The following is a 15,848-nucleotide window of genomic DNA, read 5'->3' on the forward strand; positions in this document are numbered from 1 at the left end:
CGTACCGGGGAGCGGCTGCCGGCGGTGGCACTGTGCGAGGCGGGTCGTGAGGTGGCGGCCGCTCGAGCCTGGCCCGGTGGCCGGGGGCGGCGGGCCTGCTCGTCCGGGGAGCGCCTGCCGGCGGAAGCACTGTGCGAGCCGGGTCGCGGCCCCTCGAACCCGCCCCGATGCGATGGCCTGCCCGATCGCGCGCCGTCGGTCACTTCGATCAACTTTTGTCGGTGCCACCCACTAGAAAGGACGGGTGCACGAACCCGCCCTCAGGGCCGCCGCGTTCGGGAGCGATCCGCTGCCCGATCCCGCCGCCGTGCGCGGGGCCGGCAGCCCGCGGGAACGGCTGCTCGCCGCCATCGTCCTCGGCGCCCAGGGCCGGTACGCCGCCGCCGCGACCCTGCTCGATGCCCTCCGGCGCGACAGCGACCCGGTGGTGGCCTCCCTCGCCGCCAGCACCCTCGCGTCGCACCGGCGGCAGCTGGGGGGACACCGGCAGGCCCGCGCGCTCGACGGCGAGGCCTTCGCGAAAGCCGCCCACCTGGATACCGCGCAGGATCCCGACGGCCTCGACGCCGCCGGGGCGAGGGCCGACGCCCTCCTCGGCCTGGCCGCCGACAACCTCGCCCTCGGCCGCCTCGCCGCCGCCCGCAGGCTCGCGGCGCGCGCCGGAACCGGTGCCGCCGGGTGGCGGGCCGGCGTCCGCGGCGGCTGGGTGGGCGCCGAAATCGCCCTCGCCGCAGGTCAGGGCGCCGATGCCGTGCCGCACGCCGAGCGCGCTTTGGAAACCGCGCTCGCGCGGGGCGCGCGGCGGCACGCCGTGAAATCCCGGATTGTGCTGGCCGTGGCCCTGCGGGCCGCCGGGGCTCCCGATCACCGGAAGATTTCGGACGACCTTGTCGGAAATGCAATGGCGGCCGCGGAGGAATGCGAACTCCTTTCACTTTCGTGGCCGGCGGCGCTCGTCGCGGCCGACCTGCGCCCAGGACACGCCGAGGAGTATCGATTCAGAGTGGCGCAGGTGTTGCACGCAGTGTTACGAAGCGCAGATCCTTGCGGGAGGAGGGTTGCGGGGGAATCACCATGGGTCCCGGTCCCGGGTGGTTGAGCCGTCGGAATGGGGTGTTCCGGCATCCGGGCTAAGAAACTTCAAAAAAAGCCACCGGATCGTGTCAAGGTTCGGGCTAAAGCGTCCGATAGGGGAAGAGGAATGTCACCCGGCTGCAGGAAGGAAACCCCGTGACGACGGTCTTGATCTGCGACGACCGACGCAGTGTCCGTGAAGGGCTCACCCGAGTGATGTCCGCGGTCCCTGGGGTCAGTCGCATCGACTGCGTAGCGCACGGTGACGAGCTGCTGGCCCGGTACTCCCGTCAGCCCGTCGACGTCGTGCTGGTCGGGACGCAACGCGCGGTCCCGACGGGTGTCGAAGCCACCCGGCGGCTCGTCTCGGCCAACCCCCAGGCGAACGTCATCGTCTTCGGTGCCCCGGACGACGCGGGCAGCATCGCCGCCGCGATCGCCGGCGGTGCCCGCGGCTACCTCCGCTGGGACGCGTCCCGGCCGGAGCTGGTCGCCGCACTGGCCCACACCCTGGCGAGCACCTCGGTGCCCGCGCCCCGTCAGCCGTCCGACCCGGGCGTCCAGCTGACCGAGCGCGAGCTTCAGGTGCTCCGCGGGATGAGTCAGGGCAAGAGCAACGGCCAGATCGGCCGCGAGCTCTACCTGTCCGAGGACACGGTCAAAACCCACGCTCGGCGGTTGTTCCGCAAGCTGGGCGTGCGCGACCGCGCGCAGGCCGTCGCCCACGGCTTCCGCCGCGGCCTGGTCAGCTGACCTGCCGCTCTCCCCGTTCCTGACACGGCCGGTTCACAGGTGACGACGGGCCAGGGCGCACCGCCCTGGCCCGCACCTATGTGGTCCCCATCACAACTCCGGCGTTCGATGTGGCGGATTTCCGCCTCGCCACGCCGCCCCTCCGGCGGATTTCGTACCCGCACCCGGGCTCGCTCGTTGAATCGGCGACCTCGACCGCGGGTCTGCAGGACGACCCGTAACAACCGGGGCTCCGCCCCGGGCCGGGGGCTCCGCCACCCGGACCCCCGAAAGACGTATTTGAGCGGCTCCGCCCGCGGCGGCGCGCCCGGGTTACACCGCGCGCGCCGGTCCGGAGGGAGCCGACGGTACGGTAGCGGTCACCGGTGCGCGGTGGAGGCGACCACGGGCCGGGTTCTTTGCACACCTACACGTAACACTGGGACTGTTGTCTGCGATGGCCAATGTGGGGGATGGACTGGATGAGCCGGTCGCCGCTGCTGTCGAGGGAGATCCCCAGGCAGTCGAGCGGCTGCTGGCTGCTATCCGTCCACTGGTAGTGCGGTATTGCCGCGCTCGGGTTGGCAGGCAGGAGCGATCGTTCGCTTCGGCGGACGACGTTGCGCAGGAGGTGTGTCTCGCGGTGCTAACGGCATTGCCCTCGTACCGCGATCAAGGCCGCCCGTTTCTGGCCTTCGTCTACGGGATCGCCCAGCACAAGGTGGCCGACGCGCACCGCGCGGCGGCCCGGAACCGGGCCGAGCCGGTGGCCGAGATCCCCGACGAGGTCGAGGGCGGGGTCGGCCCCGAGCAGCGGGCGCTGCAAGGTGAACTGAACGAGCGGATGTCCCAGTTGTTGCAGGTGCTGCCGGACAAGCAGCGGGAGATCGTGGTGTTGCGCGTGGTCGTGGGCCTGTCGGCGGAGGAGACCGCGGACGCGGTCGGTTCCACCCCGGGTGCCGTCCGCGTCGCCCAGCACCGCGCCCTCGCGCGGCTGAGAAAGGTCCTGGCCGCGGAGGAGGTGATCTGAGTGACCGGTCACGAGAAGAGATTCGAGCCGGACGACGTCTTCGGCAGTGGCCTGACCGCGTCGGAGGCGGAGTTCGCCGCCGACCTGTCGGCCGTGCAGGCCGATGACGCACTGCTCGACGCGCTCGGCGGGTCCGACCCGGCACTGGCCGACGGTCTCGGCGACCAGGAGCTCAACGCGTTGCTGGTGGCGTGGCGAAGAGACATCGACAGCGAGCCGCTGGCCGAGCTCGTCGACGTCGACACCGCTGTGCGCACCGTCAGCACCGCCGCTCTCGCGAAGCGGCACGCTTCGAGCGGACGCCGTCGCAGGCTGCTCGTCCCGGTCGCCGCCGCCGCCGCCGTGCTGGCGATCGCGTTCACCGGCACCGGGCTGGCCGCACGCTCCGCGCAGCCCGGCGACACCCTGTGGGGCCTCGCCAAGGTCCTCTACTCCGACCACACCCGTTCCGTCGAGGCGGCCGCGACAGCGAAGCTGGACCTCGAAAAGGCCAACCTCGCCATCGCCGGCGGCAACCTCGACGCCGCCCGCCAGGCCCTCCAGGACGCCCAGGCCGCCCTGACGCAGGTCACCGACGAGGAGAACCGCGACCAGCTGATGGAGCAGCACCGGCAGCTCGCCGCCCAGCTCCAGAACCCCGAAGCGCCGGTCCAGGGCCCGATCCAGACCTCGGTCCCGCCGGTTTCGCCCGGCGCGCCGACGAGCCAGGCGCCGCCGGCCGGGTCGGCGTCGTCCCTCCCGGGCAGCGGCAGCGGCACCACGAGCCTGCCGGGCAGCGCGACCCCGACGCCGACGCCCCCGGCGCCGACCACCACGCCGCCGGCCACCACGACCCCGGCGCCGCCGAGCACCACCGGCGCCACCGGCAACGACCCGGGCACCCCGCGCAGCGAGTCCGCCGGCGGTCAGCCACAGGGCGTCAGCGAAACCCCGTAGAACGGACAGCGAAAAGCCCTGGTGAGGAAACTCACCAGGGCTTTTCCGTGTCTTCGGGGAGTGCGCTCAGTAGGCGCTTTCGTTGGCCGTGACACCGTCGGCGAAGCCGCGGCAGTAGTCCCAGCTCACGTAGTCACCGGGGTTCGGGTCGTAGGCCGGCTCGTGCGGACGCATCCGCCCGTCGGCCAGCAGCTGCTCGAGGCTCGCCCGCAGCAGGTGCCAGTCGTGGTAGTGCGGCTCGTCGCACTCACCGCAGTCGACGACGATCCCGCGGACCCCGCGGGGTTCGAGGAGAGCCTGGTAGACGGCCAGATCCGACAGATCGGCCAGTAGTTCGGTGCGTTCGGAGTCGCTGATCGGCTCGTCCAGCCGGTCCTCGGGGTCTCCGAATGCGCGGGCCGGGTCGTCCGGGTCGTCCGCGAACGGGTCTGGAGGCAGGACATCGTGCGCCACGGCCTGCACGGTACCGGTCGGCCCCGCCGGCCCGCCCACCGCCCGGGGCGGGCGCCGGGCGGCGGATATCATGAGGGGAAGGCTCCGGGTTGCCGCTGATCTTGGATCGAAGACCGGCGACCCCCGCTCATCCCGCGCCAGGAAGGCCCTTCACCCGCATGACCAGCGACGGCATCACCGCCCCCGTTCCGGCCAAGTTCGCCATGCTCGGCCTGACCTTCGACGACGTGCTGCTGCTGCCGGCCGAATCGGACGTCGTGCCGAGCTCCGTCGACACGAGTTCCCGGCTGACCCGGAACATCACCCTCGGCGTCCCGCTGGTGTCCGCGGCGATGGACACCGTCACCGAGGCGCGGATGGCCATCGCCATGGCCCGCCAGGGCGGCATCGGCGTCCTCCAGCGCAACCTGCCGATCGACGAGCAGGCCGCCGCGGTCGAGGTCGTCAAGCGGTCCGAGGCCGGCATGGTCACCGACCCGGTCACCTGCGCCCCCGACGCGACGCTGGCCGAGGTCGACGCCCTGTGCGCGAAGTTCCGCATCTCCGGCGTGCCGGTGACCGACGCGGCCGGGACCCTGGTGGGCATCATCACCAACCGCGACATGCGGTTCGAGGTCGACCACAGCCGCCCGGTGTCCGAGGTCATGACGAAGGCCCCGCTGATCACCGCCCAGGTCGGGGTGTCGGCGGACGCCGCGCTCGGCCTGCTGCGCCGGCACAAGATCGAGAAGCTGCCGATCGTCGACGGCGCGGGCAAGCTCCGCGGGCTGATCACGGTCAAGGACTTCGTGAAGACCGAGCAGTACCCGAAGGCGACGAAGGACCCGGACGGCCGGCTCATCGTCGGTGCCGCGGTCGGCGTGGGCGTCGACGGGCACAAGCGCGCGATGACGCTCGCCGAAGCGGGCGTCGACGTGCTGATGGTCGACACCGCCCACGGGCACTCCCGCGCGGTCGTCGACACGGTCTCGCTGCTGAAGAAGGAGCTGGGAGAGTCGGTCGACATCGTCGGCGGCAACGTCGCGACCCGGGCCGGCGCGCAGGCGCTGGTCGACGCGGGCGCCGACGGCATCAAGGTCGGCGTCGGCCCGGGCTCCATCTGCACCACCCGGATCGTCGCGGGCGTCGGTGTGCCGCAGATCTCGGCGATCTACGAGGCCGACCAGGCCGCGCGGCCGGCGGGCATCCCGGTGATCGGCGACGGCGGCATCCAGTACTCCGGCGACATCGCGAAGGCCATCGCGGCCGGCGCGTCCACGGTGATGCTGGGCAGCCTGCTCGCCGGCACCGCCGAGTCGCCGGGTGACCTGATCCTGGTCGGCGGCAAGCAGTTCAAGGTCTACCGCGGCATGGGCTCGCTGGGTGCGATGCAGTCCCGCGGCCAGGGCAAGTCCTACTCGAAGGACCGCTACGCCCAGGACGACGTGCTCAACGAGGACAAGCTGGTCCCCGAGGGCATCGAGGGCCGGATCCCGTTCCGCGGGCCGCTGTCGAACGTCGTGCACCAGCTGATCGGCGGCCTGCGTGCCGGGATGGGCTACGCGGGTGCCGAGACGATCGCGCAGCTGCAGGAAGCGCAGCTGGTCCGGATCACCGCGGCCGGGCTCAAGGAGAGCCACCCGCACGACATCACGATGACCGTCGAAGCGCCGAACTACACGACCCGCTAGTCCGCCCGTTCGGTCGTTCCGCCCTCGGTCATGGGCCGCCACGATCGGCCCATGACCAGGGACGGACGAAGGCCGGTTTCCCGGCGGACGGTCGCGGCGGTGGCCGTGGCCGCAGCACTCGGACTCGGCGGCGGCCTCACCGCGTCCGCCTCCGAAACCCCGGCGGCGCCGGCCCAGGCGCAGTCGCCCGGAGAGATCTGGAAGCGCACCGAGCTGTTCTTCGGCACGGGCAAGCCGGACGGCACCGAGGTGACCGACAAGGAGTTCGCCGCGTTCTCCGACCGGGAGATCACGCCGGCGTTCCCGGACGGCTTCACCCGGCTCGACGGCAGCGGCCAGTGGCGCGGCGGGTCCGGCACGATCGTGCGGGAGCACACGCACGTGATCGTGCTGCTCTACCCGTTCGCGAACCGGGACGCCGAACGGCGGATCGAAGAGGTCCGCGCCGACTACAAGAAGCAGTTCGACCAGGAGTCCGTACTGCGTTCGGACTCCGTGGAGAAGGTCTCCTTCTGAGTTCTCGTGACCTAGCGTGCTTACGGTAATCGGTCTATCGCCTTGCGTGGCATTCGTGGTGTGCACTAGGACGCATGACGGTCGGCCGGCTCGCCCAAGTGCTGCGCAAAGTGTTCTTCACGGCCGTCGCCCTGGTGTCCCTGATCCTCGGCGGCGTGGTGTGCCTGATGTGCCAGTTGCTCGCCGGCCGGGACGCCCCGGTGTACCGCATCGAGGGACACGTGACGTCCCACACGCGCGGCGCGCTCCCGGTCGGCGGGGACGAGGAGGCGGTGAGCCACACCATCGCGGTCGACGCCGGTGACCGGCACTACCGCGTCACCGCGGTGGACGCCGGCCTGGACCTGCCGGCCGGCCAGCCGGTGACGCTCGACGTGTCGACGGCGGACGGGAGCATCGCCTACCTGCGGGCCGGCGGTGGTGTGGTCGACCTGCGCCCGGGCGTGATCCGGCCGGTGCTGTCGATCGCCGCCAGCCTGCTGGCGTTGGGCGCGGTGTACTTCGGCGCGGTCCGGCTGAACGTCTACCCGCCGGTGGCCACCTGGCTGGCGCTCGCGCTGGGCGCGCTGCTGGCGCCGGTCGCCGTGTTCGTGAGGGTGTGACCGTGCCCGCGCATCCGGTCGTCCCCGCGTTGAGCGCGGCCTTCGCCGGGGCCATGCTGTCCTTCGGGACGTACGGAGTCCTCGACTCGGGCGGACCGGTCGAGCGGGACGAAGCCACCGTCGAGGCGCGAGGCCAGCACGACGACAACCACGTCGGCCACCTGTACGACCTCGTTCTCCGCACCGCGTCGGGCGAGCGCTTCGAGGCCAGCTCGCACGACGCGACCTTCGACCTGGAGCCGGGATTGCCGGTCACCTTGGAAGTCTCCGAGGTCGGGCGGTCGGTGCAGGCCGTGGAGGTGGCCGGCCGCCAGGTGGAGGTCGGGAATTCGCCCGTCGCCGCCGGCGTCTTCGCGGCGCTGGTCGCGGCCATGGCGCTGTTCTTCACGCTGATCTGCGTCACGGAGACGGAACGGCCGAAACTGGCCGCGCTGGGCGCAGCAGCCGGGTTCGTGGCGGGTGTACTGCCCGTGCTCCTGCTGTTCTAACCCCCGTGCGCGGGTCACCCACGCGGCCTAGCGACAATGGGGCACGGCAGATTGTCGTCGGCGGAGGAGGCTTCACGTGCGGGACCTGGTCGAGATCGGGATGGGCCGCACCGCGCGGCGGGCGTATGACCTCGACGACGTCGAGATCGTGCCGTCGCGGCGGACTCGCTCGTCTTCGGTGGTGTCCACCGCCTGGCAGATCGACGCCTACCGCTTCGACCTGCCGCTCGTCACGCACCCGACCGACGCGATCGTCTCGCCCGGCACCGCGGTCGCCGTCGGCGAGCTCGGCGGCTTGGGCGTGCTCAACGCCGAAGGGCTCTGGGCGCGGCACGCGAACGTCGAGGACGCCATCTTCCAGCTGGTCCGCGCGGCCGAGGACCTCGAGGACCCGACCGCGGTCGGCCGCGTGCTGCAGGAGCTGCACGCCGCGCCGATCCGGCTCGACCTGCTGACCGAGGCGATCAAGACGGTCCGCGAGTCCGGCGTCACGGTGGCCGCGCGCGTCAGCCCGCAGCACGCCGCCGAGCTGACCCCGGACCTGATCGCGGCCGGCGTCGAAATCCTCGTCGTCCAGGGCACGATCATCTCCGCCGAGCACGTGGTGCGCGACGCGGAGCCGCTGAACCTCAAGGACTTCATCGGCCGCCTCGACGTGCCGGTGATCGCCGGCGGCGTCAGCGACTACCGCACCGCGATGCACCTCATGCGCACCGGCGCGGCCGGGGTCATCGTCGGCCACGGCTACACGCCGGGCGTGACGAGCACCGACCGCGTGCTCGGCATCGGCGTCCCGATGGCCACCGCGATCATCGACGCCGCGGCCGCCCGCCGCGACTACCTCGACGAGACCGGCGGCCGGTACGTGCACGTGCTCGCGGACGGCGGCATGACGGTGTCGGGCGACATCGCCAAGGCCATCGCGTGCGGCGCGGACGCCGTCATGCTCGGCTCACCGCTGGCCGCCGCCTCCGACGCGCCCGGTCAGGGCTTGTACTGGACGGCGGCCGCGGCGCACCCGTCACTGCCGCGCTCGCGCGTGGCGGCCGGCCCCGATTACGCCGTGGACCTCAAGACCCTGCTGTTCGGGCCGTCGTCGGACGCGGAAGGCGTGGTGAACCTGTTCGGGGCCCTTCGCCGGGCGATGGCGAAGACGGGTTACTCGGACCTCAAGGAGTTCCAGCGGGTCGGGCTCACCGTTCGCCGGTGAGCCGGTCGAGGAACGCGGCGAAGGCGGCCGCGGAGTAGACGAGGATCTGGGGCACCGCTTGCTTGGTGTCCCGGACCCCGACCACGCCGGGGCCGGTGCCGATCTCGACGCAGGCGTTCTCTTCGAAGTGGCTGTGGCTCGACTTGCGCCAACCGGTGAGCGTTCGTGGGCTCATCGTGGTGTCTCCCGCCCTTGTGTCCCGACCGGCGGTGATTCGCCGACGTGGACATCGACCACCGTGGAGATTACCCACTATTGTCGTCGGACAAGCGTGACCGGCGAGTAACTTACCTCTGGTCAGAACGCGGAGGCGGAGTTACGCTCCCAGGTGTGACTGCCAGTAACACCACCACCAGTGCGGGTGGCCCCGACTACGACGTCGTCGTGGTGGGGTCGGGGTTCGGCGGCAGCGTTGCGGCGCTGCGGCTCACCGAGAAGGGCTACCGGGTCGCGGTCGTCGAGGCCGGGCGCCGGTTCGCCGACGACGAGTTCGCGAAGACGTCGTGGGACCTCAAGCGCTACCTGTGGGCGCCGCAGGTCGGCTGCTACGGCATCCAGCGCATCCACATGCTCAACGACGTCATGGTGCTGGCGGGCGCCGGCGTCGGCGGCGGCTCGCTCGTCTACGCGAACACGCTGTACCGGCCGCTCCGGCCGTTCTACCGCGACCGGCAGTGGGCGCACATCACCGACTGGGAGTCCGAGCTCGCCCCGCACTACGACCAGGCGAGCCGCATGCTCGGCGTCGTCACGAACCCGACGATCACCCCGTCGGACGTCGTGATGCGCGAGGTCGCGAAGGACATGGGTGTCGCCGGTTCGTTCCACCCGACGCCGGTCGGCGTCTACTTCGGCAAGCCGGGGGAGAAGGCGGCCGACCCCTACTTCGGCGGCGCCGGCCCCGAGCGCGTCGGCTGCACCGAGTGCGGCTCGTGCATGACCGGCTGCCGGGTCGGCGCGAAGAACACGCTGGTCAAGAACTACCTCTACCTCGCCGAGCAGGACGGCGCGCAGGTCATCCCGCTGACGACCGTGACGTCGGTGAAGCCGATCGACGGCGGCTACGAAGTCAGCCTCAAGAAGACCGGGACGACCTCGAAGAAGTTCCGCACGACGATCACCGCCGAGAAGGTCGTCTTCGCCGCGGGGACCTGGGGCACCCAGAACCTGCTGCACGAGATGAAGGACACCGGCACGCTGCCGCGGCTCTCGCGGCGGCTCGGCGAGCTGACCCGCACGAACTCCGAGGCCATCATCGGCGCGGCCCGGACCGACGTCGACGAAAGCCGGAACTTCAGCCGCGGCGTCGCGATCACCTCGTCCATCCACCCGGACGAGAACACCCACATCGAGCCGGTCCGCTACGGCAAGGGCAGCAACGCGATGAGCCTGCTGCAGACGATCGCGACGGACGGCGCCTCGCCGGTACCGCGCTGGCGGCAGGCCGTCACGTTCATGCTCAAGCACCCGGTCCAGGCGGCGAAGCTGCTCAACGGCTACCGCTGGAGCGAGCGCACGGTGATCCTGCTGGTGATGCAGAGCCTGGACAACTCGATCACGACGTACACCAAGCGCGGGCTGTTCGGCCGCCGCAAGTACACGTCCAAGCAGGGCCACGGCGAGCCGAACCCGAGCTTCATCCCGGCCGGCCACGAGGCCAACGAGCGCACGGCCGAACGCATCGGCGGCATCGCGGGCGGCACCTGGGGCGAGATCTTCGACATCCCGCTGACCGCCCACTTCATCGGCGGCGTCCCGATCGGCGCCACCGCCGACGAAGGGGTGATCGACCCGTACCACCGCGTGTTCGGCTACCCGGGCCTGTCCGTGGTGGACGGCGCGGCGATCACCGCCAACCTCGGCGTGAACCCGTCGCTGACGATCACGGCCCAGGCCGAGCGCGCCTTCTCCTTCTGGCCGAACAAGGGCGAGGAAGACCTGCGACCGGCGCAGGACCTGCCCTACGCGCGGCTGGAGCCGGTCGCGCCGAAGAACCCGGCCGTCCCGGCCGAAGCGCCCGCCGCGCTGCGTCGTTCCTCCTAGGGCCGTTCCTCCTAGACTCGGGGCCGTGACGGCATCCGAGAAGGCACACGCACTGCTCGACGGCATCCGGAAGCTCGACGACGAATGGGCGCGGGCCATCGGTGGCCTCGGCGAACCCGAGCTGCGCGCGCCCAGCGCGTTGCCCGGCTGGTCGCGCGCCCACGTCCTCACGCACGTGGCCCGCAACGCCGACGGCCTGCAGAACCTGCTGGTCTGGGCGAACACCGGCGTCGAGACGCCGATGTACGCCAGCGCCGAGGCACGCGAGCGGGACATCGAAGCCGGCGCCCGGCGCGCGGCCGCCGATCTGCTCGCCGACTTCGTCGCGTCGGCCGGGCGCTTCGAGCAGTACGCCGCCGCGATGCCGGACGACGCCTGGGCGCGTGAAGCCCGCAACCGGCAGGGCGCGCCCGTCACCGGGGCCGTCGTGGCGCGGATGCGGCTGTCCGAACTGACCATCCACCTCGCCGACCTCGACCGCGGTTACGACCTCGACCGCGTGCTGGCGCTGCTCGGCCCGCTCACCGAGGACGTCGTCCAGAACGCCGTCGCCGCGCGCGGCGCCCACCTCCCGGCGCTGCGGCTGGCCGCCGACGGGTTCGAGTGGACGATGGGTGCCGCCCCGAAGACGACCGTCCGCGGGTCGGCCGGGGCGCTGCTGGCCTGGCTCAGCGGGCGCGCCGACGGCGTCGCCCTCGACGGTGACGTGCCCCGGCTCCCCGCCTGGGGGTGACCGCCCCGCTCCGCCCGGTACACACCTCGCGCCCGCTCTACACTGGGCGCTCCCGGCACCGAGGAGTCCGCTGTGGACAGTGCACATGACCAGGGGCGGCCCGGCGTCCGCCGCCGGACGTTCCTGCGGATCGCGGGGGTCTCGGCCGCCGGTGCCGTCGCCGCCGCGTGCGGGCCGGAGAACCCCGCCGCCCCGGTCGCCTCGACCGCTCCGGTGGACACGACGTCGGCCCCGCCGAGCACCCGGCTGCCGACCGGGCCACCGAACTGGGACGACCTGCGCCCCCGGCTGACCGGCAGCCTGCTGCGTCCGGGCGCCGAAAGCTACGACACCGCCAAGCACGGCTTCAACCAGCTGTTCGACGGCAACAACCCGGTCGCCGTCGCGACCGTGGCGAACGCCAAGGACGTCCAGGCCTGCCTGCAGGCGGCCGCCGGACGCGTCGCGATCGCCGCACGCAGCGGCGGCCACAGCTACGCCGGTTACTCGGTGCCGGTGGGCGGGCTGGTCGTCGACGTGGCCGCGCTGAACAAGGTCGACGTCCAGGGCGGCAAAGCCGTGATCGGCGCCGGCGCGAAGCTGGCGGACGTCTACGCCGGGCTGGCGCGGGCCGGGCGCGCGCTGCCCGCCGGGTCGTGTCCCACGGTCGGGATCGCCGGGCTGACCCTCGGCGGCGGCATCGGCGTGCTCGCCCGCAAGTACGGCCTGACCTGCGACCACCTGAGCTCCGCACAGGTCGTCACCGCCGACGGCCGGACGCTCACCGCGTCCGCGAGTTCCGAACCGGACCTGTTCTGGGCGCTGCGCGGCGGGGGCGGCGGCAACTTCGGCATCGTCACCGAGTTCACCTTCGACACCGATCCGGCGCCGCCCGCGCTGACGGTGTTCTCGCTGCGCTTCCCGGCCGGGGCCGCGAGCGGCGTGCTCGCCGCGTGGCAGCAGTGGATCGCCGCGATGCCGCCGGAGCTCTGGGCGAACCTGGTGCTCTCGGGCGGGTCGCCGGTGCAGTGCCGCGTCGGCGGCTGCTACGTCGGAGGCTCGGCCGGGCTCGCCACGCTCCTGAACAACCTGACCGCCAACGCCGGCGCCCGGCCGACGCAGCGCGTGGTGAAGACCCTGGACTACCTCGGCGCCATGAAGTACTTCGAGGGCAGCTCGAACCGCCAGTCGTTCGTCGCCTCCTCGCGGATGATCACCACCCCGGTCGACGCCGCGAAGGTCGTCGCGGTCGCCGACGGCCAGTCGGGCATGGACCTGCTCATCGACGGGCTCGGCGGCGCGGTGGCCGGGCCGGCCAAGGACGCCACCGCGTTCTGGCACCGCGACGCGCTGGCCAGCATCCAGGTCTACGCGCCCGCGACGGCGAAGACCCGGACGAAGGTCACGCAGGCGGTCGGCGACGTCGTCGCGGGACTCGCCGCGGCCGGCGCGGGCGGCGGGTACGTCAACTACATCGACCCGGCCCTGCCCGACTGGAAGGCCGCCTACTACGGCGACAACGCCAAGCGCCTGCAGGACGTCGCGAACAAGTACGACCCCAACAACGTCTTCCGGTTCGGGCAGGGCGTGGTCAGCTAAAGGTCGATGCCGGTGAAGACGGTGACGCGCTCCTCCGTCAGGTCGTGCATCGCGGCGAGCACGCCTTCGCGGCCGACGCCGGAGCCTTTGACGCCGCCGTAGGGCATCTGGTCGGCGCGGTAGGACGGGACGTCACCGATGATCACGCCACCGACCTCCAGCTCGGCCGAGGCGTGGAAGGCCAGCTGGATGTCGGTGGTGAAGACCCCGGCCTGCAGGCCGTACGCCGATGCGTTGACCGACCGGAAGGCCTCGTCCACTCCGTCCACAACGGACACCGCGAGGACCGGGCCGAAGATCTCTTCGGTCCACGCCTTGGTGTCCGGCGGGACGTCGGTGAGCAGTGTCGGGGCGACGGTCGCGCCGTCGCGGGTGCCGCCGGTGAGCACCTTCGCGCCCCCTTCGACGGCTTCGTCGATCCACGCGACGATCCGCTCGGCGGCGGCTTCGTCGACCACCGGGCCGACGTCGGTGGCGCGGTCGTACGGGTCGCCGGTCCGCTGCGCCTCGACGGCTTCCACCAGCGCGGGCACGAACTCCTCGGCCACGGCGGCGTCCACGATCACCCGCTGCACCGCGATGCAGGACTGGCCGGCCTGGTAGTTGCCGAAGGTGGCGATCCGGTGCGCGGCGCCCTCGGGGTCGGGCCAGTCGCGCAGCACGACGGCCGCCGCGTTGCCGCCGAGCTCGAGCACGACGTGCTTGCGCGGCGCGGCGTCCTTGAGCGACCAGCCGACCGGGCCGGAGCCGGTGAACGACACGACCGGCAGCCGCGGGTCGGCGACGAGCGCTTGCGTCTGCTCGTTTCCCAGCGGCAGCACGGAAAAGGCGCCTTCCGGCAGGTCCGTCTCGGCCAGGATCTCGCCGAGGATCAGCGCCGACAACGGCGTCCGCGGGGCCGGCTTGACGATGATCGGCGCACCGATCGCCAGCGACGGCGCGACCTTGTGCGCCACCAGGTTGAGCGGGAAGTTGAACGGCGCGATGCCGAGCACCGGCCCGCGCGGGACACGCCGGGTCAGCGCCAGCCGGGCCTCGCCGGCGGGATCGGTGTCGAGGCGCTGGACTTCGCCGGTGAAGCGGCGGGCTTCCTCGGCGGCGATGCGGAACACCGACACCGCGCGCTTGACCTCGGCTTCGGCCCACTTGAGCGGCTTGCCGTTTTCGGCGGTGATCACCTCGGCGATCTCCTCGGCCCGCGCGGCGAGCACGCGGGAGACGTGGTCGAGTGCGCCCGCGCGCAGGTGCGCGGGGCTGTGCCGGAACTCCTTGGCGACCGCGGCCGCGGCGGCCACCGCGCGTTCGACCTGCTCCGGCCCGGGCACGGCGACCGTGGCGACCTCGCTGCCGTCGTACGGGTGGTGCACGACGAGGGTGGTGGCGCCCGGCTCCGGGCGGCCGGCGATCCAGGCGGGGCGCGGCTCGGGGGTGATCATGTCCATGCGTACCAACGTAATCCGGCCGGGGGTACGACCGCGGGACCCCCACCCGGACGGGTCACGGCTTGAGCACCTTCAGCGCTTCACGGCCGGCCGGTTCCGGTGTGCCGACCGTGACAAACGGCGGAGGTGCGGTGGCGGTGTCGCGCCTAGATTTCGGTCATGACCACTCGCGCGTTCAGTGCCCTCGCCACCGGGCCACGCCGCCCGATCCTCACGGCCGTGGTGTTCGCGGTGACCCTGGCCTGCGGCATCGCGCAGCTGGTGCACCCGCCGCTGTACGACGCGATGCACCGTGACGCCGCCCGCATCGACGCCGGCGAGTGGTACCGCCTGCTGACCGGCATGTTCTTCCAGGACGGCTGGGCGTTCGGCCTGACGTCGAACCTGCTCTGGCTGGCGTTCTTCGGCACGCTCGCCGAGCGCGTGTTCGGCCGCGTGCGCTGGCTCGTCCTGTACTTCGGCTGCGGCCTGTTCGGCCAGGTCGTGAGCTACCTCTGGCTCAACCCGGTCGGCGCGGGCAACTCGATGTGCGTCACCGGCCTGATCGGCGGCCTGGCGGCGGTCGTCATGGTGGCTTCTCGCCGCTACGGCGTGGTGCTGCCGATCCAGTTCCGGGTCATCGCCTTCGCCGCGCCGGTGCTGGCCGTGGTGGACACGCTGGTGCACGACAACCACGGCCTGCCGCTGCTGCTGGGCCTGGCGCTCGGCTTCGCGCTGCTACCGGCTCCGGTAAAGGTCGCGCAGCAGTAGGACTTCGGCGCAGTGGTGGATCAGCTCGCGGTGGATGTGCAGCACCAGCGTCGCCATCGGGTACTCCGCGTACGGCCCCTCGGCCGGTCCGCACGGCCGGGCCAACGCCTCTTCGTCGAGCGACTTCACCCCTTCGACCCACTGCGCGTAGAACTTGTCGAGTTCGGACAGCGCCTCGGCGGCGGTCCCGGGGTAGGGATAGGTGTCGTAGCCGATCGGCGCGCCGCCGAAGTGCGACGCGATCCGCGCGCCCAGCACGCCGACGAGGATGTGGCCGAGCCGCCAGGCGATCGTCGTGACCGGCGGCGGCGTCGGCTCCGGGAAGGCGAAGTCGATGGTGAACGGGCCGGTGCCGGGTTCGTCGTCCGACTTTCTCGGCCGCACGGTCCAGCAGCCCGCGACCGGTTCCCAGAAGTACTCGTCGTCGGTGAGCCCCTCGAGCTTCCGGTGCACCAGGAAGTTCCAGTGGAAGTCGAGCTGATCGGTCAGTTCCTTCGTCCAGTTCACAGCCATACCGGGCACCGTAGGCCCGATCGAGGACAGGGACCGCCCTGAATCCCGGGTGACCCGGCCCACCTGGGACGATGGAGG

The 15,848-nt window shown here is 72.0% G+C and carries 17 protein-coding genes; 13 read left to right on the forward strand and 4 right to left on the reverse strand.

The genetic code is table 11. From position 1 onward, the window contains the following. The first annotated feature begins 244 nt into the window (after positions 1-244). The 4 genes from AB0M30_RS09215 (at position 245) to AB0M30_RS09230 (ending at position 3,772) form a co-directional block, all read left to right on the forward strand. On the forward strand, positions 245-1,099 hold the full coding sequence (locus AB0M30_RS09215; RefSeq protein ID WP_364581755.1) for a hypothetical protein: 855 nt from the start codon (positions 245-247) through the stop codon (positions 1,097-1,099). Positions 1,100-1,230: 131 nt separating this feature from the next. Beyond that, positions 1,231-1,827: a response regulator transcription factor gene (locus AB0M30_RS09220; protein ID WP_003073605.1), complete on the forward strand. Its 597-nt coding sequence runs from the start codon at positions 1,231-1,233 to the stop codon at positions 1,825-1,827. A gap of 436 nt (positions 1,828-2,263) precedes the next feature. Then, positions 2,264-2,836, forward strand: a complete 573-nt coding sequence (locus AB0M30_RS09225) for a sigma-70 family RNA polymerase sigma factor (RefSeq protein ID WP_026468912.1) — start codon at positions 2,264-2,266, stop codon at positions 2,834-2,836. Next, positions 2,837-3,772 (forward strand): anti-sigma-D factor RsdA, encoded by a 936-nt coding sequence (locus AB0M30_RS09230; RefSeq protein WP_364581758.1) that lies wholly within the window; start codon positions 2,837-2,839, stop codon positions 3,770-3,772. It abuts the gene before it with no gap. Between the two features lie 66 nt (positions 3,773-3,838). Here AB0M30_RS09230 and AB0M30_RS09235 read toward each other — a convergent pair whose 3' ends face one another. After that, positions 3,839-4,234 (reverse strand): DUF5319 domain-containing protein, encoded by a 396-nt coding sequence (locus AB0M30_RS09235; protein ID WP_003073549.1) that lies wholly within the window; start codon positions 4,232-4,234, stop codon positions 3,839-3,841. Positions 4,235-4,383: 149 nt separating this feature from the next. Between AB0M30_RS09235 and guaB the strand changes: the two genes are divergently transcribed. The 5 genes from guaB (at position 4,384) to AB0M30_RS09260 (ending at position 8,711) form a co-directional block, all read left to right on the forward strand. Continuing rightward, entirely contained in the window at positions 4,384-5,895 is a 1,512-nt protein-coding gene (gene guaB, locus AB0M30_RS09240) for an IMP dehydrogenase (RefSeq protein ID WP_364581761.1), read from the forward strand. A 51-nt stretch (positions 5,896-5,946) separates the two neighbouring features. Further along, positions 5,947-6,411: a DUF3574 domain-containing protein gene (locus AB0M30_RS09245; protein ID WP_364581763.1), complete on the forward strand. Its 465-nt coding sequence runs from the start codon at positions 5,947-5,949 to the stop codon at positions 6,409-6,411. Between the two features lie 74 nt (positions 6,412-6,485). Further along, a complete protein-coding gene (locus AB0M30_RS09250) occupies positions 6,486-7,013 on the forward strand; it encodes a hypothetical protein (RefSeq protein ID WP_364581765.1) in 528 nt (175 codons plus the stop codon). A 2-nt stretch (positions 7,014-7,015) separates the two neighbouring features. Beyond that, complete coding sequence (locus tag AB0M30_RS09255; protein WP_364581768.1) at positions 7,016-7,501, forward strand: hypothetical protein; 486 nt, start codon at positions 7,016-7,018, stop codon at positions 7,499-7,501. A 76-nt stretch (positions 7,502-7,577) separates the two neighbouring features. Further along, positions 7,578-8,711, forward strand: a complete 1,134-nt coding sequence (locus AB0M30_RS09260; protein ID WP_364581770.1) for a GuaB3 family IMP dehydrogenase-related protein — start codon at positions 7,578-7,580, stop codon at positions 8,709-8,711. On the opposite strand, the gene AB0M30_RS09265 is transcribed toward AB0M30_RS09260, so the two are convergent. Continuing rightward, entirely contained in the window at positions 8,695-8,886 is a 192-nt protein-coding gene (locus AB0M30_RS09265; RefSeq protein ID WP_364581773.1) for a DUF397 domain-containing protein, read from the reverse strand. The two genes, AB0M30_RS09260 and AB0M30_RS09265, sit on opposite strands and share 17 nt — an antisense overlap. A 155-nt stretch (positions 8,887-9,041) precedes the next feature. On the opposite strand from AB0M30_RS09265, the gene AB0M30_RS09270 reads away from it, so the two are divergent. From AB0M30_RS09270 to AB0M30_RS09280, 3 genes are all read left to right on the forward strand, one after another. Beyond that, on the forward strand, positions 9,042-10,754 hold the full coding sequence (locus tag AB0M30_RS09270) for a GMC family oxidoreductase (RefSeq protein ID WP_364581775.1): 1,713 nt from the start codon (positions 9,042-9,044) through the stop codon (positions 10,752-10,754). 25 nt (positions 10,755-10,779) lie between these two features. Beyond that, positions 10,780-11,487 (forward strand): maleylpyruvate isomerase family mycothiol-dependent enzyme, encoded by a 708-nt coding sequence (locus AB0M30_RS09275; RefSeq protein WP_364581778.1) that lies wholly within the window; start codon positions 10,780-10,782, stop codon positions 11,485-11,487. A 72-nt stretch (positions 11,488-11,559) separates the two neighbouring features. Continuing rightward, positions 11,560-13,065, forward strand: coding sequence for an FAD-binding oxidoreductase (locus AB0M30_RS09280; RefSeq protein WP_364581781.1), 1,506 nt, complete (start codon positions 11,560-11,562; stop codon positions 13,063-13,065). Here AB0M30_RS09280 and AB0M30_RS09285 read toward each other — a convergent pair. Then, positions 13,062-14,507, reverse strand: a complete 1,446-nt coding sequence (locus AB0M30_RS09285; protein WP_364581783.1) for an aldehyde dehydrogenase family protein — start codon at positions 14,505-14,507, stop codon at positions 13,062-13,064. The genes AB0M30_RS09280 and AB0M30_RS09285 overlap by 4 nt on opposite strands. Before the next feature lie 159 nt (positions 14,508-14,666). On the opposite strand from AB0M30_RS09285, the gene AB0M30_RS09290 reads away from it, so the two are divergent. After that, positions 14,667-15,257, forward strand: coding sequence for a rhomboid family intramembrane serine protease (locus tag AB0M30_RS09290; protein WP_364581786.1), 591 nt, complete (start codon positions 14,667-14,669; stop codon positions 15,255-15,257). Here AB0M30_RS09290 and AB0M30_RS09295 read toward each other — a convergent pair. Further along, a complete protein-coding gene (locus tag AB0M30_RS09295; protein ID WP_364581789.1) occupies positions 15,225-15,770 on the reverse strand; it encodes a DinB family protein in 546 nt (181 codons plus the stop codon). The two genes, AB0M30_RS09290 and AB0M30_RS09295, sit on opposite strands and share 33 nt — an antisense overlap. Between the last annotated feature and the right edge of the window lie 78 nt (positions 15,771-15,848).

The organism is Amycolatopsis sp. NPDC051716 (genome assembly GCF_040681595.1).
Lineage (GTDB): Bacteria > Actinomycetota > Actinomycetes > Mycobacteriales > Pseudonocardiaceae > Amycolatopsis.